Source organism: Pelomonas nitida (assembly GCF_043555975.1).
Classification (GTDB): Bacteria; Pseudomonadota; Gammaproteobacteria; order Burkholderiales; family Burkholderiaceae_C; genus Pelomonas; species Pelomonas nitida.
The window spans coordinates 69,688-91,741 of sequence record NZ_JBIGIA010000006.1 but is presented as its reverse complement, the minus strand read 5'-3'; the positions used below and the strand labels follow the sequence as shown (position 1 = coordinate 91,741).

The following is a 22,054-nucleotide window of genomic DNA, read 5'->3' as shown; positions in this document are numbered from 1 at the left end:
TCGCCGGCTGCCCCTAGTCTCGATGCCCCCCGCATGGCGCTCAAAGCCACCATCTACAAAGCCCAGCTGCAAATCTCCGACATGGACCGCCATGTCTACGGGGATCACAACCTCACGCTCGCCTGCCACCCCAGCGAGACGGAGGAGCGCCTGATGATCCGCGTGCTGGCCTACGCACTGAACGTGACGGCGGACGACCTGCGCGGCCGGCTGGAGTTCACCAAGGGCCTGTCCGACGTGGACGAACCCGACCTCTGGCAGCTGGACCTGACCGGTGATGTCGTCCACTGGATCGATCTCGGCCAGCCCGACGACCGCCGCCTGATGAAGGCCCACGGCCGCAGCGAGCGGGTCAGCGTCTACGGCTATGCATCCAGCACCGAGGTCTGGTGGCGCAACATCGAGAACAAGCTGACCCGCACGCCCAAGCTGTCGGTCTGGCAGATCCCGGCCGAGCAGTCGCAGGCCCTCGCGGCGCTGGCGGCGCGCAGCATGCAGCTGCAGATCAGCATCCAGGACGGCAGCGTCTACGTGTCCACGGCTGACGCGTCCGTCGAGATCCATCCCGTGGCCCTGAAGACCGCCACCGAATGACACCGCAGCACGAACCCGACCGCCAGCGCTTCACGCTGCCGACCACGCCGGTCAGCGTGCTGGACTACGCACTGGCTGACGGCCTGGTGGTGTTCACGCACACCGGCGTTCCGGCCGCCTACCAGGGCCAGGGGCTGGCCGCGAGGCTCGTCGAGGCCGGCCTGCAGTGGGCCCGCGCCGAGGGCCTGAAGGTCCGCCCCGCCTGCAGCTACGTTCACGTCTACATCCAGCGCCACCCCGAGTGGCAACACCTCGTCGCCTAAGAGAAGAGACCGCCCACCATGTCCACGATCCTGCAATCCGTCCCCGTCGGCCAGAAGGTCGGCATCGCCTTCTCCGGCGGCCTCGACACCTCCGCCGCGCTGCACTGGATGAAGCTCAAGGGCGCCCTGCCCTACGCCTACACGGCCAACCTGGGCCAGCCCGACGAGCCCGACTACGACGAGATCCCGCGCAAGGCCATGCTGTACGGCGCCGAGAAGGCCGTGCTGGTGGACTGCCGCGCGCAGCTGGTTCATGAGGGCATCGCCGCGCTGCAGGCCGGCGCCTTCCACATCAGCACCGCCGGCATCACCTACTTCAACACCACGCCCATCGGCCGCGCCGTGACCGGCACCATGCTGGTGGCCGCGATGCAGGCCGACGGCGTCAACATCTGGGGCGACGGCTCGACCTTCAAGGGCAACGACATCGAGCGCTTCTACCGCTACGGTCTGCTGACCAACCCGTCGCTGAAGATCTACAAGCCCTGGCTGGACCAGACCTTCATCGACGAACTGGGCGGCCGCGCCGAGATGTCGGCCTTCATGACGGAGAAGGGCTTCGCCTACAAGATGAGCGCCGAGAAGGCCTACTCGACCGACTCCAACATGCTGGGCGCCACACACGAGGCCAAGGACCTGGAGCACCTCAACAGCGGCATCCGCATCGTCAACCCCATCATGGGCGTGGCGTTCTGGCGCGAAGACGTGGCGATCAAGGCCGAAGAGGTGTCGGTGCGCTTCGAGGAAGGCGTGCCCGTCGCGCTGAACGGCGTCGAGTACCGCGACCCGGTGGCGCTGCTGGCCGAGGCCAACAAGATCGGCGGCCGCCACGGCCTGGGCATGAGCGACCAGATCGAGAACCGCATCATCGAGGCCAAGAGCCGCGGCATCTACGAAGCTCCCGGCCTGGCGCTGCTGCACATCGCCTACGAGCGCCTGGTCACCGGCATCCACAACGAAGACACCATCGAGCAGTACCGCGACAACGGCCGCAAGCTGGGCCGCCTGCTCTACCAGGGCCGCTGGTTCGACCCGCAGGCCATCATGCTGCGCGAAGCCGCCCAGCGCTGGATCGCCCGCGCTGTCACCGGCGAAGTCGCCATCGAACTGCGCCGCGGCAACGACTACTCGCTGCTGGACACCAAGAGCCCCAACCTGACCTACGCGCCCGAGCGCCTGTCGATGGAAAAGGTGGAAGACGCGCCCTTCAGCCCCGCCGACCGCATCGGCCAGCTGACCATGCGCAACCTCGACATCACCGACACGCGCGGCAAGCTGGGCATCTACACCGGCACGGGCCTGCTGGCCGGCGGCGGCCTGCCCCGACTGGAATAGCACTCGCCACAATTGTGGATGCGGGGCGCGTACAGGCGCCCTAGCCTCTCTCCGAGCCGCATCTTGCGGCACACACTCGGGGAGACGCGCATGTCACTGCAACTTCGTTCGGTCAGCTTCGAGACCGATGCTTCAATCGCTCATGTGGCACAGACCGACAGCGGCAATGCTCTGTCGGTGCTGTTCGACAATCTCGTCGTCAGAAGCGGTGCCGCCGACAAGGATGCCCAGCCTCAGGCCTTGAGGCTGGACGGCGAAGTGCAATGCACAGGTCGTGGCTGGGTCACGATCCAGGTGCGGGGTCAAGGCCTGAGCACCGACCGCCACGGGTACGCACACCTGTCAGCCTGGGCAAATGGCCGTCGGCTGCATGCCGCAGCGGCGGGTCTGGACGAACCCTTTTCGGCCAGCGTGGCGGTGCCCGTCGACGCCGAACGCATTCAGCTTTCGCTGCTGCTACTCGCCCAGCGCGACCTGAACGCTGCCAACTCCGCCGCCGAATGCGCGGTGGACAGCATTGACCTGCTGGTCATTGCCCCGAGCGCGCGGAGGTCCGCATGAACGCACGTCGCTGCCAGCACTGTGCAAGCGTTTGCGCCGTGCTTCTCGCCTTGAATGGCTGCGCCACCAACCCCTACGTCTTCAGTCCGAAGTTGAACACGAAGCAGATCGTGTCGAAACCCGAAGACAGGCTCGTCGGCGAATTGGACCTTTCACTCCAGGCCTTGATGGACCAGCGCGACCTGCTCTGGAAGGCGGCGGGCGACACAGAGACGATGAAGAACATGACCGCGCTGGGCCTGATCGGGCTTGGCGCCACGGCGGTCTACAAAGGCCTGGACAAAGCCGCGCACGAGACATTCCTGAAAAAGGCCGGCCTCGGAACTGCGGCGATCTACGCTGGCGCGAGCTGGCTGGAACCGTCGGCCCGCCAGAAGGTGTACCTGGCCGGCGCCGAGTCCCTGACCTGTCTGGCGCTCCAGGTGGCGCCCTACGAGATGACCCGCGCCGACTTCGACAAGGAGCGCGCTGCCATCATCAAGGCCCGGCAGGCCCTGGAAAGGGTCTACGCGCAATTGGCCGTAATTAGCCAGGCCCCTCGCGGCAGCGCCGAGGCGCGCAGCATTGGTCGTGCCTGGGGCATCGTGCGCTGGGCTGGCAGGCAGTTGGACGATGCCGATCGTTTCCTGGGCGGGCTCGAACGGGTCGGTCCGCATCTGCGCGAGATGTCCGCACTGACGGCCAGCGACACGGCCAGACAGGTTGAACGCGTCAGCCACGACCTCAGCGAGGTGCCGGCCGCCGTCGCCCAATTGAAGTCCCAGGCCAACTTATTGCTGGCCCAGACCATCTTTGCTTCCCCGGCCAGCACGTCGGACGCTGCAGCAAGCGCCGACAACACGCCGACCGGTGACCCGGCAGCCGACAAGAACGCCGCAGCAGCAAGTTGCCCGGCCAGCACCGAAACCACCACGGAAGAGCCAACCAGCCCGGCCAAAGCAGCGGCAGAGACGGCAATCAGCGCAAAAAAGGACGCCGACCAGGCGGACAAGAACGCGACCGCAGCCACAGCAGCCGTGAGCGATGCCAAGGAGGAATCGACCAAGAAGGCAGCCACCGACAAGGCCACCGCGGCCACAGCCGCTGCCAAGGCGGCCAGGGAGAAGGCCAAGAATGCACAGGCAAAGGCCGAACAACTGAAGCAAGCGGAAGCGCAAAAGCAGGCTCGCGAGGCCGCCGAACTGGCGGCTGTGCAGGTTCAATTGCCCGAACTCAATAAGCGCCTCACAGTCCTGGCGCAGGCATTGGGTCAGCCGACGAGTCTGAACAAGCGTTTGACGGCAGCCCTGGAGCGCCCCGCCTTGCCCAAGGCCTGCGGCACACCCTCGGTCCGCGTCATCCCGGACAAGCGCGACCTGTTGCTCACGGCAGGTGAAAGTTTCCAGTTTGTCATCGAAGGCGACGACGGCCGGCCCAGCGTGCAATGGCTGGCCCAGGTCCCGTCGGACAACGTGATCGACGTGTCCCTGCCGGCGATGAGGGATACGGCAGCAGTTCGCTTCACGGCTTCGGCATCCGCACCCAAGACGACCACGATGCTGGCCCGCATCAGCGACAGCAAACGCACGGTGTCGGTGGACGTCACCATCAAGGTTTGTGCGGCCAAACCTCCCCATATCGCGGCCAAATGAAGCGCTGAGCCGTCAGAACTGGTCCGCCACGCGGACGAAACTCGCGAAGCGCGGCTTGCCTGCCGGCGTCACATCGCGATAGCGGTAGGTGACCGTGGCACCTATGGGCGGCGGGTCACGGCGCTGGGCATCGCTCAAGCCAGTGCCCAGCTTGAAGCGCACGCCTTCGGGCGTCTGCAACTCCAGCGCGCCGAGTTGGCCTTTGAATCGCCCCTTGCCGGCCTCGTGGCCGACGACGACGGCCTCGGCGTCTGCCAGCGGCTTCAGTTTCAGCAGGAGATCGCTGCGGCCTGATGCAAGCGGCGCGTCGGCGCGATGCAGCATCAGGCCTTCGCCACCAGCATCGACCACCTGCTTGAGCTTGGCCCGCAATGCGGCGTTCGATGTGAAGCGCTGCTGCTCCACCGGCACGACGATGTCGCTCGCCAGCGCCTTGAGCTTGTCGGCCCGCTGCGCGAACGTGCCCTCACCGGCCGGCAGCTCGAAGACACGGTAGTGGATGCGGCGCCATTCGGCGTCGACCGGCTCGGCTCGACGCACGGCGCCCGACAGTTCGTCGAAGCGGCGCCGGCCCATCCACAGCTCGCCGTCCAGCGGCGTCTGGGGCAGCGCCGCCAGGAACCAGGCCGGCGCCGCCACCGCACGGCCACTGCGAAAGCGCAGCGTCGCGCCGTCCCACAGCGCCCGCACGCCGTCGAGCTTTTCACTGACGAGATAAGGCGCCGGGTCGATGCCCGCCGGCGCGTTCTTCGCCAGCAGCGGGGCCTGGGCCTGGGCCAGCATCGGCGCGCCCCAGCTGCCCAACCAGGCCAACAGCACGCGCCGGTTCACTGTCGTCTCGCTCATCGCCGTCTCCCGAGTCGATCGGAGCCGGCATGATCGACCTGCCACGCAACCCGTGGGCGGCAGGATTCACGTCGATCAGACGACCACCGGCTCCGGCTCCAGGCGGATGCCGAAGCGCCCGTAGACGCTCTCCTGGATGGCCCGCGCCAGCGTGACGACCTCGGCGCCGCGGGCGTCGGCCTTGTTCACCAGCACCAGCGCCTGCTTCTCGTAGACCGCCGCGCCGCCCACCGTCTTCCCCTTCCAGCCGCAGGCGTCGATCATCCAGCCGGCCGCCAGCTTCACGCTGCCATCGGGCATGGGGTAATGCACGATGCCGGGATCGCGGCCGATGATGTCCCGGCACTGCTCGGCCGTGACCACCGGGTTCTTGAAGAAGCTGCCCGCATTGCCGATGACGGCCGGGTCCGGCAGCTTGGCGCGGCGCACGGCCACGACCCAGTCGTAGATCTGCCGCGCCGTCGGCGCCGCGATGCCGGTCTCGGCCATCTTGCGCTCGATCTCCAGGTAACCCAGCACCGGCTGCCAGGGCCTGGGCAGGCGAAACCTCACGCGGGTGATGACGCTCTTGCCTGCCAGGCCGCCGAAGTCGCTGTGCTTGAACACGCTGTCCCGGTAGCCGAAGCGGCAGACGTCCGCCGGCAACAGCGCCGGCCGGCCGGTGACGAGATCCATCACCTCCACCGCCTCCAGCCGGTCCTTCACCTCCAGGCCGTAGGCGCCGATGTTCTGCACCGGCGCGGCCCCCACGGTGCCGGGGATGAGCGCCATGTTCTCCAGGCCCGGGTAGCCCTGGTCCAGCGTCCAGCTGACCAGTTCGTGCCAGGGCACGCCGGCGCCGGCCTCCACGATCCAGGCGTCGTCGCGCGTCTCCAGCAGGCGGATGCCGGGGATCTCGATCTTCAGCACGACCGCCTCCACATCGCGCGTCAGCACCAGATTGCTGCCGCCACCCAGCACGAACTTGGGCGCACGCCCCAGTTCGGGATGGTCGACGACGCGACGCACGTCGGCCGCCTCGCGAATGCGCACCAATCGGCGCGCCACGGCCGGCAGGCCGAAGGTGTTGTAGGGCTTCAGGTTGACGTCGACCTCAACCGAAAGAGCGATCGGTACTCCGTTCGAGGGTGTCTGCAGGGGCGTGGGCATGGGAAAATTTTCGCAGACCCTTTCACTCCCCACAGCAAATGCCCAGTTTCGACACCGTTCTCGAGCCCGACCACGTCAAGATCCGTAACGGCGTGGACAACGCCATCAAGGAAATCGGCACCCGCTTCGACTTCAAGGGCACCGGCGCCAAGGTCGAGCTCAAGGAGAAGGAAATCCACTCGACGGGCGACAGCGAGTTCCAGCTGGAGCAGATCGAGGCCGTGCTCTACGCCAAGCTCACCAAGCAGGACGTCGTCATCAGCTTCCTCGACAAGCAGGAAAAGGTCGAGAAGCTCGGCGGCGACAAGGTGCGCCAGGTCTACAAGATCAAGGAAGGCATCGAAGCCGCGCTGGCCAAGAAGATCGTGAACTCGCTCAAGGAGAGCAAGCTCAAGGTCCAGGCCAGCATCCAGGGTGACGCCGTTCGCGTGACCGGCAAGAACCGCGACGACCTGCAGGCCGGCATCGCCCACCTGAAGAAGAGCTTCAGCGACACCCCGCTGACCTACAACAACTTCCGCGACTGACATGCAGCCCAGCACCCAGGGAGTCCGGCTGCCACGGCTCGCACTCATCAGCTTGCTCCTGGCCTTGGCTGCCCCCGTGCAGGCCCAGGCTCCCCAGGTGCAGCTCAATGGCATGTTGGGCGCGCGCGCCGCGTTGCTCATCATCGACGGCGAGCCCCGCACGCTGGCCGTGGGCAGCGAAGCCCGCGGCGTGAAGCTCGTGTCCCTGCACGACGGCCAGGCGGTCATCGAAATGGCGGGCCAGCGCCAGACGCTGGTGATGGGCGCCGCACCCGCCCGGGTGCTGGGCGCAACGGATTCCACACCCCGGCAGATCGTCATCCCCGCCAGCGCCAGCGGCCACTACACCGTCGGCGGCGCCATCAATGGCCAGCCGGCCAGCTTTCTCGTCGACACCGGCGCCACCAACGTCGCGCTCAGCCAGGTGGAGGCCGACAAGCTCGGCCTGCGTTACCAGCAGGGCAAGCGCGTCAGCATCCAGACCGCCAACGGCGTGGCGCCCGGCTATCAGATCGACGTGGCCAGCATCCGCATCGGCGAGGTCGAGGTGCGCAACGTGACCACCATCGTCACGCCCGCGCAGATCGGCCATGTCCTGCTGGGCAACAGCTTCCTCAAGCGTTTTCAGATGCACCGCGAGAACGATGTCATGACCTTGGATCTGCGCAACTGACCCGGCCGGCGGCGCTCGGCCTGCTTCTGCAAAAATCCGGCGCCCTCAGCTGCCGGTCTGCCCTGATGACCCGTCCCTACGCCCCGCTCTGCGGTCTGCTGGCCGCATTGCTGCTTGCCGCGTCTTCAGGCTCGCACGCCCAGGATGCCGCCAAGGCGGCCAAGTTCTACGAGAACGCCCTCAAGCGCTACGAAGCCCGCGACATCGCCGGCACCATCATCCAGCTCAAGAACGCGCTGCAGGCTGACAAGAACCAGTTGGCCGTGCAGGTGCTGCTGGGCAAGGCCCTGCTGGCCGACAGCCAGCCCGGCGCGGCCGAGGTGGCCTTCAACGAAGCCCTGCGCCTGGGCGTCGACCGGGCGGAAGTCTGCGTGCCGCTGGCACAGGCGCTCAGCGCCCAGGGCAAGCAGCAACAGGTGCTGTCGGACGCCCGGCTCTCCATGGATGGCCTCGGCGCCACGACACGCCGCGATCTGTTGCTGGAACGTGCTTCGGCCTACTCCGACCTGGGCGACGCACGCAACGCGCTGTCCGCCGTCCAGGAAGCACGCAAGATCGATCCGGCCGCCGTCCAGTCCTGGCTGGCCGAAGTGCCCCTGCGCATCCGGGCCCGCCAATGGGCGCAAGCCCAGGCGGCGGCCGACCAGGCCATCAAACTCCAGCCCGGCAGTGCCGAGGCGCTCTACCAGCGGGCCTCCGTCGCCCATGCCTCGGGCGACCTGCGCGAAGCGCTGGCCACCTACGACCGCATCGTCGCCCTGGACGACAAGCATTTCGAGGCCCGCATCGCCCGCGCCGGCCTGCTGGCCGATCTGACCCGGGACAACGACGCGCTGGCCGACCTGACGGCCGCCGAGAAACTCCATCCCAAAGACCCGCGCGCGGCCTACCTGCGCGCGCTGATCAATGACCGGCGCGGTGACGCGCCCGGCACCAAGGCCGCGCTCAAGCAGGTCACCGACTTGCTGGACCCGGTGCCCATCGAGTTCATCCGCTTTCGCACGCAGTTCCTGATGCTCAACGGCCTGGCCCACTTTGGCCTCGCCGAGTTCGAGAAGGCCAAGCCCTACCTTGAGCTGGCCGCACGCCAGCAGCCCGGCAGCCCGCTGCTGAAGCTGCTGGCCCAGATCGCGCTGGCCGAACCGAATCCGACGCGAGCCCAGGAACTGCTCGAGGAGTACACGCGCGCCCGCCCGACCGACAGCCAGGCGCTGCTGATGCTGGCCAGCGTGTACATCAATCAAGGGCGCGGCGCGCGCGCGGCCACTTTGATGCAGGAAGCGCTCAAGCAACAGGACTCGCCCGACATGCGGGCAGCCCTGGGCATCGGCCTGCTGCAGATCGGGCAGGACCGGATGGCCCTGGAGCAGCTGGAAGCGGTCTACAAGGCCAACCCGAAGCAGCTCTATGCAACGCTGGCCCTCGTCAAGGCGTATGCGCGCAGCGGCCGCACGGCGGATGCGCTGCGGATTTCGGGCGAAGCCATCAAGCGACTGCCCAACGAAGCCTCGCTGGCCCTGCTGGACGCCACCTTGCGCCAGGGTAGCGGCGATCTCGCCGGTGCCCGCCAGGGCTATGACCGCGCGCTGCGCCTGGACCCCAAGCTCATCGACGCGCATCTGGGCATGGCGCGCGTCGACGCCCTGACGAAGTCCTTCGACGCCGCCGACAAGCGGCTGCGCGAGCTGCTGAAGTCCAACGAGCGGCGCGCCGATGTGCAATTCGAGGTCGCGCTGCTGAACGAACTGCGCGGCAAGGACGATGAGGCCGAAAAGTGGCTGCGCAGCGCCGCCGAATCAAGCGGCCCACGCGAACTGCGCGCGGACTTCGCACTGACCGAGTGGTATTTGCGCAAGGGCAAGCCGGCACTCGCGCTGCAGGCCGCCAAGACGCTGTCCGGCAAGCAACCCGACGACATCGAGGCGCTGCGTGCGCTGGCGGGCGCGCAACTCGCCAATGGCGACGTGGCCGCCGCCCGGCTCACGCTCACGAACGCGACGCGCAAGGCCTCGTTCAACACGCAGCAACTGGTCAGCCTTGCCGGGCTGCAGCTGCAGGCCCAGGACACGCAGGGGGCCGCGTACAGCCTCGACAAGGCCCTCAGCAGCTCGCCCGACAACCCGGCCGCCTTGACCCTGATGGCCCAGGTCGACCTGCGGCGCAACGAACCCGCCGGCGCCGAAGCCAAGGCCCGCCAGCTCCTCAAGCTCGATGCCAAATCAGAAGCGGCCTACCTGCTGTTGGCCGAGGTGGCGAGCGTCAGGCGCGAACCCGCGAAGGAAATCGAAGCGCTGCGCCGGCTTCAGGAACTGTCTCCCCGCAGCCCAAACGCGGCCCGCCTCATCACGGCCCTGTCCCGGCTCGGCCGGGCGAAGGAAGCACGTGATGCCGCCGACCAGTGGCTGGCCCGCAACCCGCGAGACACCGGCGTCATGAAGGCCATCGGCGACGCCGAGGCCCGTGATGGCAGCTTCACCGCGGCACGGCAGCGCTACGAGACCGTCGTCAAGCTGAACCCGCAGGACTTCGAGGCACTCAACAACCTGGCCAACGTGCTCATTCGCCTGAAAGACGCCGCCGCCGTCCAGGTTGCCGAGCAGGCCCTCGCGCTGCGCCCGAAGGATGCCCTGGTGCTGGACACCGCCGGCTGGGCCAACCTGAAGGCGGGGAAGCTGGACCGGGCCCTCCAGTTGCTGCGTGACGCCCGCCTGCGCTCGCCCGCGCAAGCCGAGATTCGCTACCACCTGGGCATCGCCCTGGCGAAAGCCTCCCGAACGCCGGAGGCCAAAGAGGAATTGCAGGCCGCCATCAAGGCGGGCAATTTCGACGAGCTCGACGAGGCAAAACGCACACTGGCCACCCTTAACTGAGGGGCGTTTGGGGGCGCTGGAGCCCGCCTGCGCTCTTTACACTTCGGGCCTGCTTGGTTTGGCGCGTGCGCCAACCCCTTGTTTCCCAAGGGATTTTTTCAGTGGCACGCCGATCGGACGACACCCGGCCAAGTCACGCGCTCGAGAGTCATATGAATAAGAAACAGATTTCCAGGGGCATGCTGGCACTGCTGCTGGCCAGCATCGGCGTCGCCGCGCAGGCCGCCTCCACCTGGGCCTTCACCGGCGTGACAAGCGCCGAGGGCGCCAACGCCGTCACCTCGTACACGGGCTCGGAAGGCACGCTCAAGATCAGCGGCGCCTACGTGGCCTCGAACTCCACCAGCTTCACGACCTCCGGCTCCGGCACGACGCTGCTGCACTACAGCGGCGGCCTGGGCATGGCCTCGGACGGCACGAGCACCCCGAACCATGCCATCGACAACGTCGGCAACACGGAAATGGTGTTGTTGAGCTTCTCGCAGAGCGTGGTGCTGACCAGCGTCGGCATTGGCTACAAGTACGGCGATGCCGACGTGGGCATCTTCCGCCTGAACTCCACCACCGCGCCGTCGCTCTCCAGCACCACGGCCACCTACGCCGGCCTGACGGCCGCGGGCTGGACGCTCGTCGGCAATTACGGCGATCTGGGCACGGACACCTCGGCGCCCTACACGCTGGTCAACGGCGCCACCACCAGCGCAGCGCCGACGGCATCCAGCGTCGGTTCCAGCTGGTGGTTGATCGTCTCCTACAACAGCGCGCTGTCGGGCACCACGGCCAAGAGCGGCACGCTGAACAACGGCAACGACTACTTCAAGCTCTTCGGCGTGACGACGAGCGTGTGCTCGGGCAGCGCCGCGACCGACTGCGGCAAGAAGACCAATGTGCCGGAGCCGGCGTCGCTGGCTCTCGTCGGCGTCGGCCTGCTGGGCGCCCTCGGCGTTCGCCGCCGCAAGTCGGCGGCCGCTGCCTGAACCGCGGCAGTCACACACCCACGAAGGCGCTCCTCGGAGCGCCTTTTTCTTTGCCGAGGTGCACGGCCCCGGCTGTCCCTGGCCGGACAGCGGCGCACCAGGGGTCGTGCTACAAGCGGCCGACTTCCGATCACAACAACACCGCGAGACATGGACCTGAACTTCACGGACGCGGAGCTGGCCTTCCGCGCCGAGGTGCGCGAATGGGTGCGCACCCATCTGCCGGCCGACATCGCCCACAAGGTGCGCCACGCGCTGCGGCTGCACAAGGACGACCTGCAACGCTGGGCACGCCTGCTGGGTGCCAAGGGCTGGCACGGCTGGGCCTGGCCGAAGCAGTTCGGCGGCCCGGGCTGGAACGCCGTGCAGCGCCACCTGTTCGAAGAGGAATGCGCGCTGGCGTGCGCACCACGCATCGTGCCGTTCGGGCCCGTCATGGTGGCCCCGGTCATCATGGCCTTCGGCACGCCCGAGCAGCAGCAGCGCTTCCTGCCGGGCATCATGAGCGGCGAGGTCTGGTGGAGCCAGGGCTACAGCGAACCGGGCTCCGGTTCCGACCTGGCCTCGCTGACCTGCCGCGCGGAACGGCGCGGCGACCGCTATGTCGTCAACGGCCAGAAGACCTGGACGACGCTGGGCCAGTACGGCGACTGGATCTTCTGTCTCGTGCGCACGTCCAACCAGGGCAAGCCGCAGACCGGCATCAGCTTCCTGCTGATCGACATGAAGTCGCCCGGCGTGACCGTCAAACCCATCATCATGCTGGACGGCGAGCACGAGGTGAACGAGGTCTGGTTCGACAACGTCGAGGTGCCCGTCGAGAACCTCGTCGGCGAGGAGAACCGGGGCTGGACCTACGCCAAGCATCTGCTGTCGCATGAACGCACCAACATCGCCGACGTGAACCGCGCCAAGCGCGAACTGGAGCGGCTCAAGCGCATCGCCCGCGCCGAGGGTCTGATGGACGACCCGCGCTTTCGCGACCAGATCGCGCTGTGCGAGGTGGACGTCGTCGCGCTGGAGATGATGGTGCTGCGCGTGCTGTCGGGCGAGCGTGCGGCCAAGCAGCCGCTGGACGTCGCAGGGCTGCTCAAGATTCGCGGCAGCGAACTGCAGCAGCGCTACACCGAGCTGATGATGCTGGCCGGCGGCCCGCTGGCCCTGCCCTACCTCCACGAAGCCATGGAGGCCGGCTGGCAAGGCGACCAGTGGCTGGGCGGCGCCTGGATCGGCAGCGCCCCGCATGCGATCCCGCTGACGGGCAACTACCTCAATGTCCGCAAGACGACGATCTACGGCGGATCCAACGAAGTGCAACGCAACATCGTCGCGCAGACGCTGTTCGGCTGACGCCCCGGGAGACGGACGCAATGGATTTCGATTTCACCGATGACCAGCAGGCGCTGCGCGACGCGGTTCGGCGCTTCGTCGAGAAGGACTACGGCTTCGCCCGACGCCAGCAGATCGCCCGCGCCGGCGGCTTTGACCGCGCGGCCTGGGAGGGCCTGGCCGGGCTGGGCCTGACCGCGCTGACCGTGCCCGAGGCCCACGGCGGGCTGGGGCTCGGCGCCGTGGACGCCATGGTGGTGATGGAGGAGCTGGGCCGCGGCCTGGTGCTCGAACCCATCGCCCAGGGCGCGCTGATTGCGCCGGCCGTGCTGCAGCAGGCGCCGGCCACGCTGCAGCAAGACTGGCTGCCGCGCATCGCTGGCGGCGAGGCGCTGGTCGTGCTGGCGCACCAGGAGGCCCGCTCGCGCTACCGCCTCCACCGCGTGTCCACGCGCGCCGTCGACGCGCGGCTCACGGGCGTGAAAAGCCTCGTGCCTGCGGGCGACCTCGCCGACGCCTTCATCGTGCCGGCGCGCGTGTCGGGTGCCGACGACGAGCCGGGCGGCATCGCGCTGTACCTCGTCGAGCGGAGTGCGACGGGCGTTCAGACCCGGCCGTATTCGCTGCACGACGGCTCGCGCGCAGCCGAGCTTCACCTGCAGAGCACGCCGGGCCAGCTGATCGCCGGGCCCGATGCCGGCCTGGCCCTGCTGGAGCTGGCCGCCGACATCGGCATCGCCGCGCAGGCCGCCGAGGCCGTGGGCGTCATGGAGCGCTATCTGGCGCTGACCGTTGACTACCTCAACACGCGCAAGCAGTTCGGCGTCGCCATCGCGAGCTTCCAGGCGCTGCGTCACCGCGCCGCCGACGTGAAGATGCAGCTGGAGCTGGCTCGCTCGATGAGCTACTTCGCCACGCTGCGCCTGGGCGACCAGCCGGCCGTGCGGCGACGCGCGCTGTCGCAAGCCAAGGTGCAGCTCGGCAATGCGATGCGCTTCGTCGGCCAGCAATGCACGCAGATGCACGGCGGCATCGGCGTCACCGACGAATACATCGGCAGCCACTACTTCAAGCGGCTGACCGTCATGGAGATGCAGTGGGGCGACACGCTGCACCACCTGGGCGAGGTCAGCGCGCGCATGCAGGACACGGCCGGGGTCTTCGCCTGAAGACGCCGTGGGGCCCGCGCTGTGCGGTGAGGGCGATAAAGTGCGGGGCTCCCCCCCACCCTCGCCACGCCGCCCTCGTGGACTTCCCCCAATGAAATACCTTGTCCTGCTGCTGGCCGGTGCTGCCGGTCTGGCTCACGCCCAGACACTGAAACCCGGCCTGTGGGAATTCAAGCAGACGCCTCAGCTGGATGCAGCGCGCCAGGCTCAGATGGCCCAGGCTCAAAAAGCCATGGAGGGCATGCCGCCAGAGCGGCGCGCGATGATGGAACAGATGATGGCGCAGCGCGGCATCAGCTTGAACATGGCCGGCGGCGTCATCACCCTGAAGACCTGCATCACGAAGGAGCAGGCCGAGCGCAACGTGGCACCGGTCACGAACGGCGGCCATTGCACGCAGGACGTCAAGCGCAGTGGCAGCGTCATCAACACGCACTTCGTCTGCACCGATCCCGACTCCGAGGGTGACGCCACCGTCACGCTGCGTGGCAGCGACGCCTTCACGAACGACGTCACCGTGCGTGCCACCCGTCAAGGCAAGACCGAAACCACCAAGGTCAGCGGTGAAGGCCGCTGGCTGAGCGCCGATTGCGGCGACGTGCAACCGTTCAAGTCCCAGGCCAAGTGAAACAGCGACTCTCCCAGATTCTTTTCAGCCAGGGCTTTGGCACGCGGCGCCTGTGCGCCGGCCTGGTGTGGAACGGTGAAGTGACGGTGGGCGGCGAGGTCGTCGACGACCCGGACGCCGAGTACGAGACGCAAGGGCTGCGCTTCACCGTGAGCGGCCAGGAATGGCCCTGCCACGACAAGGCGCTGATCCTGCTGAACAAGCCCACCGGCTACGAGTGCTCGCAAAAGCCCAAGCACCATCCCAGCGTCATGAGCCTGCTGCCCGAGCCCTTGCGCGAGCGTGGCGTGCAACCCATCGGCCGCCTGGACGAAGACACCACCGGCCTGCTGCTGCTGACCGACGACGGCACGCTGATCCACAAGCTCACATCGCCCAAGCACCATGTGCCCAAGGTCTACGAAGCACGCTGCAAGCACCCGCTGACGACAGAAATGACGCGACAGCTGCTGGCCGGCGTCGAGCTGAAGGAGCCCGAAAGCAAGACGCCGGGCAAGTTCCAGCGCCCGCCCGAGATCAGCAAGGCGGAAGGTGCGGAGATCGTCGACGAGACGCTGCTGCGCCTGACGCTGCTGGAGGGCAAGTACCACCAGGTCAAGCGCATGGTGGCGGCCGTGGGCAACCGCGTGGAGGCGCTGCACCGGCCGCAGTTCGGCGCGCTCGTGCTGCCGCCGGAGCTCAAACCCGGCGAGTGGCGCTGGGTGTCGAGCCCGGCGGAAGTCTGGGGCCAATGACGCTGCGCTGACAATCGGCCCGATGCGAGTTTTCCGAGGCTTCCACCATCCCGGCATCGCGCCCGCCTGCGCGCTGACCATCGGCAATTTCGACGGCGTGCACCGGGGCCACCAGGCCATGCTGGCGCTGCTGCAGTCGGAAGCACGCCACCGCGGCCTGCCAAGCTGCGTGCTGACCTTCGAGCCGCACCCGCGCGACTTCTTCGCAGCCAAGCTGGGCAAGCCCGAACTGGCACCAACCCGCATCGCGACGCTGCGCGACAAGCTGGTGGAGCTGGAACGCTGCGGCGTCGACCAGGTCGTCATCCTGCCCTTCGACGAGGCGCTGGCCTCGCTGCCCGCTCAGGATTTCATCCGCCAGGTGCTGCACGAAGGCCTGGGCGCCCGCTACGTGCTGGTGGGCGACGATTTCCGCTTCGGCGCCAAGCGCCAGGGCGACTACGCCACGCTGGACGCCGCCGGCCAGGCCCAGGGCTTCGACGTGGCCCGCATGATGAGCTACGAGGTGCATGGCTTGCGCGTCAGCAGCTCGGCCGTGCGCGACGCGCTGGCCGCGGGCGACATGGCGCGCGCCGCCGCGCTGCTTGGGCGGCCCTATGCGGTGTCGGGGCATGTGACGCACGGCCGCAAACTGGGGCGCCAACTGGGCGAATCCACCCCCGGCGCCGCCGACGGTTTTCGCACGCTGAACCTGCGCTTCCCGCACGACCGCCCCGCCGCGCACGGCATTTTCGCCGTGCAGGTCAGCGGCCTGACGCCCGAGCCGCTGCCCGGCGTCGCCAGCCTCGGCAACCGCCCGACCGTGGAAGATGCCGGCCGGGTGCTGCTGGAAGTGCACTGCCTGAGCTGGCCTGGCGCCGAGCTGGGCCCGGAGGGGGGCTACGGTAAACTCGCCCGCGTGGAACTGCTGCACAAACTTCGCGACGAAGCCCGTTATGACGGGCTGGAAGCGCTCACGGCGGCCATCGCGGCCGACACGGCGGCGGCACGCGCCTTCCTGGCCACCCATGCGGCCCAGCGTCGGCAGACCACGCGCGACCGAATTTGAAGCGGCGCCCAGCCGCTCTTCGTCGCCGCCCCTCCCCGCCTCCCGAACGCCAGACCCGCCAGACTTGCCGTCTGGCCGCACGCCATGACCACCCCGGACGCCCCCGACTACCGCTCCACGCTGAACCTGCCCGACACCCCCTTCCCGATGCGCGGCGACCTGCCCAAGCGCGAGCCGGGCTGGGTCAAGGCCTGGGACGAGCAAGGCCTATACAAGCGCCTGCGCGATGCCAGCTGCGGCCGCCCGAAGTTCGTGCTGCACGACGGCCCGCCCTACGCCAACGGTCAGATCCACATGGGTCACGCCGTCAACAAGATCCTGAAGGACATGATCGTCAAGGCGCGCCAGCTGGCGGGCTTCGACGCGGCCTACATCCCTGGCTGGGACTGCCACGGCCTGCCCATCGAGAACCAGATCGAGAAGACCTTCGGCCGCGGCCTGCCGCGCGACGAGGTGCAGGCCAAGAGCCGCGCCTACGCCACCGAGCAGATCGACCAGCAGCGCCTGGACTTCAAGCGCCTGGGCGTGCTGGGCGAGTGGGACCACCCGTACAAGACCATGGACTTCGCCAATGAGGCCGGCGAGATCCGCGTCTTGAAGCGGCTGTTCGAGCGCGGCTTCGTCTACCGTGGCCTGAAGCCCGTGTACTGGTGCTTCGACTGCGGTTCGTCGCTGGCTGAGTTCGAGATCGAATACGCCGACAAGCAAAGCCCGGCCGTCGACGTAGCCTTCCTGAGCGCCGAGCCCGAGAAGCTCGCCGCCGCCTTCGGCGTGGCGCCGCTGGCCAAGGAGGCCTTCACCGTCATCTGGACGACCACGCCCTGGACCATTCCCGCCAACCAGGCGCTCAACCTCAACCCCGAGCTGCCCTACGCGCTGGTCGACACGCCCAGGGGCTTCTTCGTCGTTGCCGAGGCGCTGGTGGAGAAGTGCCTGGCGCGCTGGCAGCTGGAAGGCACGGTCGTCGCCACGACACCGGGCCGGTCGCTGGAACTGCTGAAGTTCAAGCACCCGCTGGCCCACGTGCACCCGGGCTATGACCGCGAAAGCCCCGTCTACCTGGCCGATTACGCCACCGCCGACGACGGCACCGGCGTCGTCCACTCCGCGCCCGCCTACGGCCTGGACGACTTCCAGAGCTGCGTGGCCCATGGCATGGCCTTCGACGACATCCTGAACCCCGTGCAGGGCAACGGCACCTACGCCGCCGACCTGCCGCTGTTCGGCGGCCAGCACATCTGGAAGGCCAATGCCGTCGTCGCACAGACGCTGCTCGACAACGGCCGGCTGATGGCTCAGTCCAAGATCACGCACAGCTACCCGCACTGCTGGCGCCACAAGTCGCCGGTCATCTACCGCGCCGCGGCGCAGTGGTTCGTCCGCATGGACGAGGGCGACGGCGTGTTCACGACCGACAAGGCGCCCGACACGCTGCGCAAGACGGCGCTAGCCGCCATCGAGGCCACGAACTTCTACCCCGAGAACGGCCGGGCCCGCCTGCACGACATGATCTCGGGTCGGCCCGACTGGTGCATCTCGCGCCAGCGCAGCTGGGGCGTGCCGCTGCCGGTTTTCCTGCACAAGGACACCGGCGAGGCGCATCCGAACACGCTGGAGTTCATCGAACGCGCAGCGCAGCTGGTGGAGGCCAACGGCATCGAAGCCTGGTCCAAGCTGGACGCCGCCGAGTGGCTGGGCGACGAGGCCGCGCAATACACCAAGGGCAACGACATCCTGGACGTCTGGTTCGACTCCGGCTCGACCTTCCAGCACGTGCTCAAGGGCAGCCATGCCGGTGCGGCGCATGAGAGCGGCCCCGAGGCCGACCTCTACCTGGAAGGCCACGACCAGCATCGCGGCTGGTTCCACAGCTCGCTGCTCTTGAGCTGCGCGCTGCAGGGCCGCGCGCCCTACCGCGGCCTGCTGACCCACGGTTTCACCGTGGACAGCCAGGGCCGCAAGATGAGCAAGTCGCTCAACAACGGCATCCAGCCGCAGGAAGTCAGCGAGAAGCTCGGCGCCGAGATCATCCGGCTGTGGGTGGCCGCGTCCGACTACTCGGGCGACATCGCCGGCGACAAGAAGATCCTGGACCGCGTCGTCGACGGCTACCGCCGCATCCGCAACACGCTGCGCTTCCTGCTCGCCAACGTCAGTGACTTCGATCCGGCCGTCGATGCGGTGAAGCCCGAAGACCTGCTGGAGGTGGACCGCTACGCGCTGGCCCGCGCCGCCGAGCTGCAGACGGACATCCTCGGCCACTTCGATCGCTACGAGTTCCACCCGGTCGTCGCCAAGCTGCAGGTCTACTGCTCCGAAGACCTCGGCGCGTTCTACCTGGACGTGCTGAAGGACCGCCTCTACACGACGGCGCCGAAGTCGCTGGCCCGCCGCTCCGCGCAGACGGCGCTGTGGCAGATCACGCACGCGATGCTGCGCTGGATGGCGCCCTTCCTCAGCTTCACGGCCGAGGAGGCGTGGCAAATCTTCGCCAAGGGCGAGACCATCTTCACCGAGACCTTCTGGGACTTCGGCGCCTCAGACGCCAACCTGCTGGCCAAGTGGAGCCGCATCCACGAAATCCGCGACGAGGTCAACAAGGCCATCGAGGCGGTGCGCACCACCGGCGCGGTCGGCGCCTCGCTGCAGGCCGAACTGGTGCTGCAGGTCAACGAGCAGGATCAAGCCCTGCTCGCCAGCCTCGGCGACGACCTGCGCTTCGTCTTCATCACGTCGGCTGTCAGCCTGGTTTCGGCGCCGCAGTTCGGCGTCACCGTGACGCCCAGCAGCCACGCCAAGTGCGAGCGTTGCTGGCACTACCGCGCCGACGTCGGCAGCAACCCGGCCCACCCCACGTTGTGCGGCCGCTGCGACAGCAACCTGCATGGTTCGGGTGAAACCCGCACCGTCGCCTGAATCAAGCAAAGCCATGCCTTCGCCCTCCTCCGCCTCGCCCCGCCTCATGCGCTGGCTGCTGATCGCCGCCGTCATCGTGGCGATCGACCAGTTCACCAAATTCCTCATCGTGGGCGCGTTCCAGCTCGGCGATGTGCGGCACATCACCGACTTCTTCGACATCGTCCGCGCGCACAACTACGGCGCGGCGTTCAGCTTCCTGCACGGCGCATCGGGCTGGCAGCGCTGGTTCTTCCTGGGGCTGGGCATCGCGGCGGCGATCTTCATCATCTGGATGCTGCGCCGCCAGGGCCATCAGAAGGCCTTCGCCTGGGCACTAACCCTGATCCTGGGCGGCGCCATCGGCAACGTCATCGACCGCGCGATGTACGGCTACGTCGTGGACTTCATCCAGGTCCACGCCGCCGGCTGGTACTTCCCGGCATTCAACGTCGCGGACAGCGCCATCACGCTCGGCGCGGTGCTGCTGGTCGTCGACGAACTCCGCCGCGCCCGGCGATCTTGAAGAGGCAACAGCGCGTGTAATTTTTCACGCGCCAAAGTGTGTCGAACGGTGACAATCGCGCGCCTTGCGACACGCCATGCTTCTCGACTTCGCCAGCCTGAGCCATTACGACTGGCTCGACGTTCCTCTGTGGGTCTTCGACCCCGAGCATCGACGCAACCTGTGGGCCAACGCCGCAGCGTTGCGCTTCTGGCATGCCGACAGCGCGGAGGAGTTCCTCTCGCGCGACTTCTCCGAGCACGGCCACGCCGTGCAGGAGCGACTGGCCGTGACGGCGGCCGACCACGCCCAGGGCAAGATCGTCCGCGAGCTGTGGACGCTCTACCCCAAGGGTGAACCCACCACCGTGATGCTGGTGTCGCGCGGCATGCGCACACCCGACCGGCGCCAGGTCATGCTGTTCGCGGCAGACTCCCTCGGCGGCGGCGCCGACCTGTCCATGCTGCGCGGCGTCGAGGTGCTGCAGTACACGTCCGCGCGCATCGCCGTGTTCACGCTGGAACGGGGCGAACTGCTCATGCGTAACCCGGCCTCCGCGCTGACCTTTGGCGACACCCTGCCGCCGCCCGGCGGCACCGAGTTCAGCCGGCTGTTCACGCACTGGCACGATGCCGCCAGCGTGCTGGCCCGCGTGCAACGCGGCGAGGCCTGCCGGCAGGACGTGGAGTTGCAGACCGTGACCGGCCCCTGCTGGCATGCGCTGGATGTGCGCCCCATGCGGGACCCGGTGACCGGCGACACCGTGCTGCTGTTGAACGCTCGCGACATCGCGGACCTGAAGGCCAGCCAGGCCGAACTGGTCGCCGCGCGCGAAGCGGCGGAGGCGGCGAGCCAGGCCAAGAGCTCGTTCCTGGCCAACATGAGCCACGAGATCCGCACGCCGATGAACGGCGTGCTGGGCCTGACGGAGCTGGTGCTGCAGACGGAGCTGACCGAGCGCCAGCGCCGCTTCATCAGCATGGCGCATCAGTCCGCCAAGGGCTTGATGACCATCATCAACGACCTGCTGGACGTGGCCAAGATCGAGGCCGGCCGTATCGTCATGGACGAGCAGCCCTTCCCGCTGCACGACTGCCTGCGCGAGTCGTTGCAACCCCTGCTGCAACAGGCGCACGACAAAGGCATCCAGCTGCACGCCCTCGTGCAGCCTGGCGTGCCGGCCGAGCTGGTGGGCGACGCTCTGCGGTTGCGCCAGGTGCTGATCAACCTGATCGGCAACGCGCTGAAGTTCACCGAACGCGGCGAGGTGCGCCTGGAGATCGCTCGTGCCGATCCGCACCTGGACGACACCGCGGACACGCAACGCCTGCGCATCGCCGTCACCGACACGGGCATCGGCATGACGAACGAGCAGATCGAGCAGATCTTCGACCCGTTCACGCAGGCCGACGGCAGCATCACGCGCCGCTATGGCGGCACCGGCCTGGGGCTGACCATCGTGCAACGCCTCGTCGGCCTGATGGGCGGCACTGTCAGCGTGGAAAGCCAGCCAGGCGTCGGCTCCAGCTTCAGCTTCGAGATCGCGATGCGTCAGGTCACCCGCGCCGCTGCGCGGGTGGAGCTGCCAGCGCAGGCCGCCGCCTGAAACGCTGCCCGCCGGCCAACGGCTGACGGCGACCAACGCAGCCCCCAAGGCAGCTCCCGCGGCCCGAACAGCAGGTGCAACACGCGCCGCCGCCCCTGTGCCGACGCCTTGGAGGATGCGTGCAGCGTCAGCGGACGCATCAACAAGCCGTCTCCGGCGACCGCCTCCACCGGCACCTCACCCACCCGGTCCCGCCACTGCCGCGCCGCGGTGTCGTCCAGCACACCACCCGTCTGAGATCCGGGCACGAAGCGCAGGCCGCCGTCGACCTGCCGTGCATCGTCAAGATGCAATCGCAAGGCGACCATTTGGGAAAGTATTGACGCTGGCGCCAGCACGAACGGCCGACCAGCCTTGACCGACCAGCCCGTCAGCTGCGGGTGGTCCACGCGGGCGGCGACCGGCAGGGCCAGATCTTGATGCAGCGCCACCAGCCAGTTGCGGTCGGGCGACTTTTCAAACAGCGTGCACTGCACCGCCACAGCATCGGCAGGCAGCACATCCCGCAGCAGCGGCATTGCGAGCAGAACGCCCGCCAGTCGCCGGCACCACCCCTGCTCCAGCAGGTCACGCTGCCCGGCAGTGCCCGGCGGCAGCGAGGCCAGTTCGGCCAACAGCGCCTCACGCCGCCGTGGTGACAGCAACCGAGGATGCAGGCGAAAACCTTGCGGGAGGGTGGTGTCGTGGAGGTCCGGCATGGGCCGGACTTGTATC

The 22,054-nt window shown here is 68.0% G+C and carries 20 protein-coding genes; 17 read left to right on the top strand and 3 right to left on the bottom strand.

Features of this window, described 5'->3' with window-relative positions; genetic code table 11:
• The first annotated feature begins 33 nt into the window (after positions 1 to 33).
• The 5 genes from ACG00X_RS09370 (at position 34) to ACG00X_RS09350 (ending at position 4,384) form a co-directional block, all read left to right on the top strand.
• On the top strand, positions 34 to 594 hold the full coding sequence (locus tag ACG00X_RS09370; protein ID WP_394487861.1) for a YaeQ family protein: 561 nt from the start codon (positions 34 to 36) through the stop codon (positions 592 to 594).
• Positions 591 to 857, top strand: coding sequence for a GNAT family N-acetyltransferase (locus ACG00X_RS09365; RefSeq protein WP_394487860.1), 267 nt, complete (start codon positions 591 to 593; stop codon positions 855 to 857). The genes ACG00X_RS09370 and ACG00X_RS09365 overlap by 4 nt, the downstream gene beginning before the upstream one ends.
• Before the next feature lie 18 nt (positions 858 to 875).
• Positions 876 to 2,192 carry an argininosuccinate synthase gene (argG, locus tag ACG00X_RS09360; protein ID WP_394487859.1) on the top strand — a complete coding sequence of 439 codons (1,317 nt, stop codon included), beginning with the start codon at positions 876 to 878 and terminating at the stop codon, positions 2,190 to 2,192.
• 90 nt (positions 2,193 to 2,282) lie between these two features.
• Positions 2,283 to 2,753 carry a hypothetical protein gene (locus ACG00X_RS09355; RefSeq protein ID WP_394487858.1) on the top strand — a complete coding sequence of 157 codons (471 nt, stop codon included), beginning with the start codon at positions 2,283 to 2,285 and terminating at the stop codon, positions 2,751 to 2,753.
• A complete protein-coding gene (locus ACG00X_RS09350; protein WP_394487857.1) occupies positions 2,750 to 4,384 on the top strand; it encodes a hypothetical protein in 1,635 nt (544 codons plus the stop codon). Before ACG00X_RS09355 ends, ACG00X_RS09350 begins: the two co-directional genes overlap by 4 nt.
• A 12-nt stretch (positions 4,385 to 4,396) precedes the next feature.
• Here the strand turns inward: ACG00X_RS09350 and ACG00X_RS09345 are convergent, their stop codons facing one another.
• Entirely contained in the window at positions 4,397 to 5,230 is an 834-nt protein-coding gene (locus ACG00X_RS09345) for a DNA ligase (RefSeq protein ID WP_394487856.1), read from the bottom strand.
• Positions 5,231 to 5,305: 75 nt separating this feature from the next.
• Complete coding sequence (murB, locus tag ACG00X_RS09340; RefSeq protein ID WP_394487855.1) at positions 5,306 to 6,379, bottom strand: UDP-N-acetylmuramate dehydrogenase; 1,074 nt, start codon at positions 6,377 to 6,379, stop codon at positions 5,306 to 5,308.
• Between the two features lie 38 nt (positions 6,380 to 6,417).
• Here murB and ACG00X_RS09335 point away from each other — a divergent pair, with 38 nt between their 5' ends.
• The 12 genes from ACG00X_RS09335 to ACG00X_RS09280 all read left to right on the top strand — a co-directional run bounded on the left by ACG00X_RS09335 (position 6,418) and on the right by ACG00X_RS09280 (position 21,340).
• Positions 6,418 to 6,906 carry a YajQ family cyclic di-GMP-binding protein gene (locus tag ACG00X_RS09335; protein WP_394487854.1) on the top strand — a complete coding sequence of 163 codons (489 nt, stop codon included), beginning with the start codon at positions 6,418 to 6,420 and terminating at the stop codon, positions 6,904 to 6,906.
• Between the two features lies 1 nt (position 6,907).
• Positions 6,908 to 7,579: a retropepsin-like aspartic protease family protein gene (locus tag ACG00X_RS09330; protein WP_394487853.1), complete on the top strand. Its 672-nt coding sequence runs from the start codon at positions 6,908 to 6,910 to the stop codon at positions 7,577 to 7,579.
• 65 nt (positions 7,580 to 7,644) lie between these two features.
• Entirely contained in the window at positions 7,645 to 10,449 is a 2,805-nt protein-coding gene (gene prsT / locus ACG00X_RS09325) for an XrtA/PEP-CTERM system TPR-repeat protein PrsT (protein WP_394487852.1), read from the top strand.
• Positions 10,450 to 10,601: 152 nt separating this feature from the next.
• The gene (gene xdp1 / locus ACG00X_RS09320; RefSeq protein ID WP_394487851.1) at positions 10,602 to 11,426 is read left to right on the top strand and encodes an exosortase-dependent surface protein XDP1; all 825 of its coding nucleotides are present in this window, start codon (positions 10,602 to 10,604) and stop codon (positions 11,424 to 11,426) included.
• 150 nt (positions 11,427 to 11,576) lie between these two features.
• Complete coding sequence (locus ACG00X_RS09315) at positions 11,577 to 12,776, top strand: acyl-CoA dehydrogenase family protein (protein ID WP_394487850.1); 1,200 nt, start codon at positions 11,577 to 11,579, stop codon at positions 12,774 to 12,776.
• 20 nt (positions 12,777 to 12,796) lie between these two features.
• A complete protein-coding gene (locus ACG00X_RS09310; protein WP_394487849.1) occupies positions 12,797 to 13,924 on the top strand; it encodes an acyl-CoA dehydrogenase family protein in 1,128 nt (375 codons plus the stop codon).
• Between the two features lie 91 nt (positions 13,925 to 14,015).
• The gene (locus ACG00X_RS09305) at positions 14,016 to 14,552 is read left to right on the top strand and encodes a DUF3617 domain-containing protein (protein ID WP_394487848.1); all 537 of its coding nucleotides are present in this window, start codon (positions 14,016 to 14,018) and stop codon (positions 14,550 to 14,552) included.
• Positions 14,549 to 15,286, top strand: a complete 738-nt coding sequence (locus ACG00X_RS09300; RefSeq protein WP_394487847.1) for a pseudouridine synthase — start codon at positions 14,549 to 14,551, stop codon at positions 15,284 to 15,286. Before ACG00X_RS09305 ends, ACG00X_RS09300 begins: the two co-directional genes overlap by 4 nt.
• Positions 15,287 to 15,308: 22 nt before the next feature.
• Positions 15,309 to 16,334 carry a bifunctional riboflavin kinase/FAD synthetase gene (locus ACG00X_RS09295; protein WP_394487846.1) on the top strand — a complete coding sequence of 342 codons (1,026 nt, stop codon included), beginning with the start codon at positions 15,309 to 15,311 and terminating at the stop codon, positions 16,332 to 16,334.
• Between the two features lie 84 nt (positions 16,335 to 16,418).
• On the top strand, positions 16,419 to 19,250 hold the full coding sequence (gene ileS, locus ACG00X_RS09290) for an isoleucine--tRNA ligase (protein ID WP_394487845.1): 2,832 nt from the start codon (positions 16,419 to 16,421) through the stop codon (positions 19,248 to 19,250).
• Positions 19,251 to 19,263: 13 nt separating this feature from the next.
• Entirely contained in the window at positions 19,264 to 19,755 is a 492-nt protein-coding gene (lspA, locus tag ACG00X_RS09285) for a signal peptidase II (RefSeq protein WP_394487844.1), read from the top strand.
• A 76-nt stretch (positions 19,756 to 19,831) separates the two neighbouring features.
• On the top strand, positions 19,832 to 21,340 hold the full coding sequence (locus tag ACG00X_RS09280) for a hybrid sensor histidine kinase/response regulator (protein WP_394487843.1): 1,509 nt from the start codon (positions 19,832 to 19,834) through the stop codon (positions 21,338 to 21,340).
• Here ACG00X_RS09280 and ACG00X_RS09275 read toward each other — a convergent pair.
• The gene (locus ACG00X_RS09275) at positions 21,286 to 22,038 is read right to left on the bottom strand and encodes a phytanoyl-CoA dioxygenase family protein (RefSeq protein WP_394487842.1); all 753 of its coding nucleotides are present in this window, start codon (positions 22,036 to 22,038) and stop codon (positions 21,286 to 21,288) included. The genes ACG00X_RS09280 and ACG00X_RS09275 overlap by 55 nt on opposite strands.
• Positions 22,039 to 22,054: the final 16 nt, after the last annotated feature.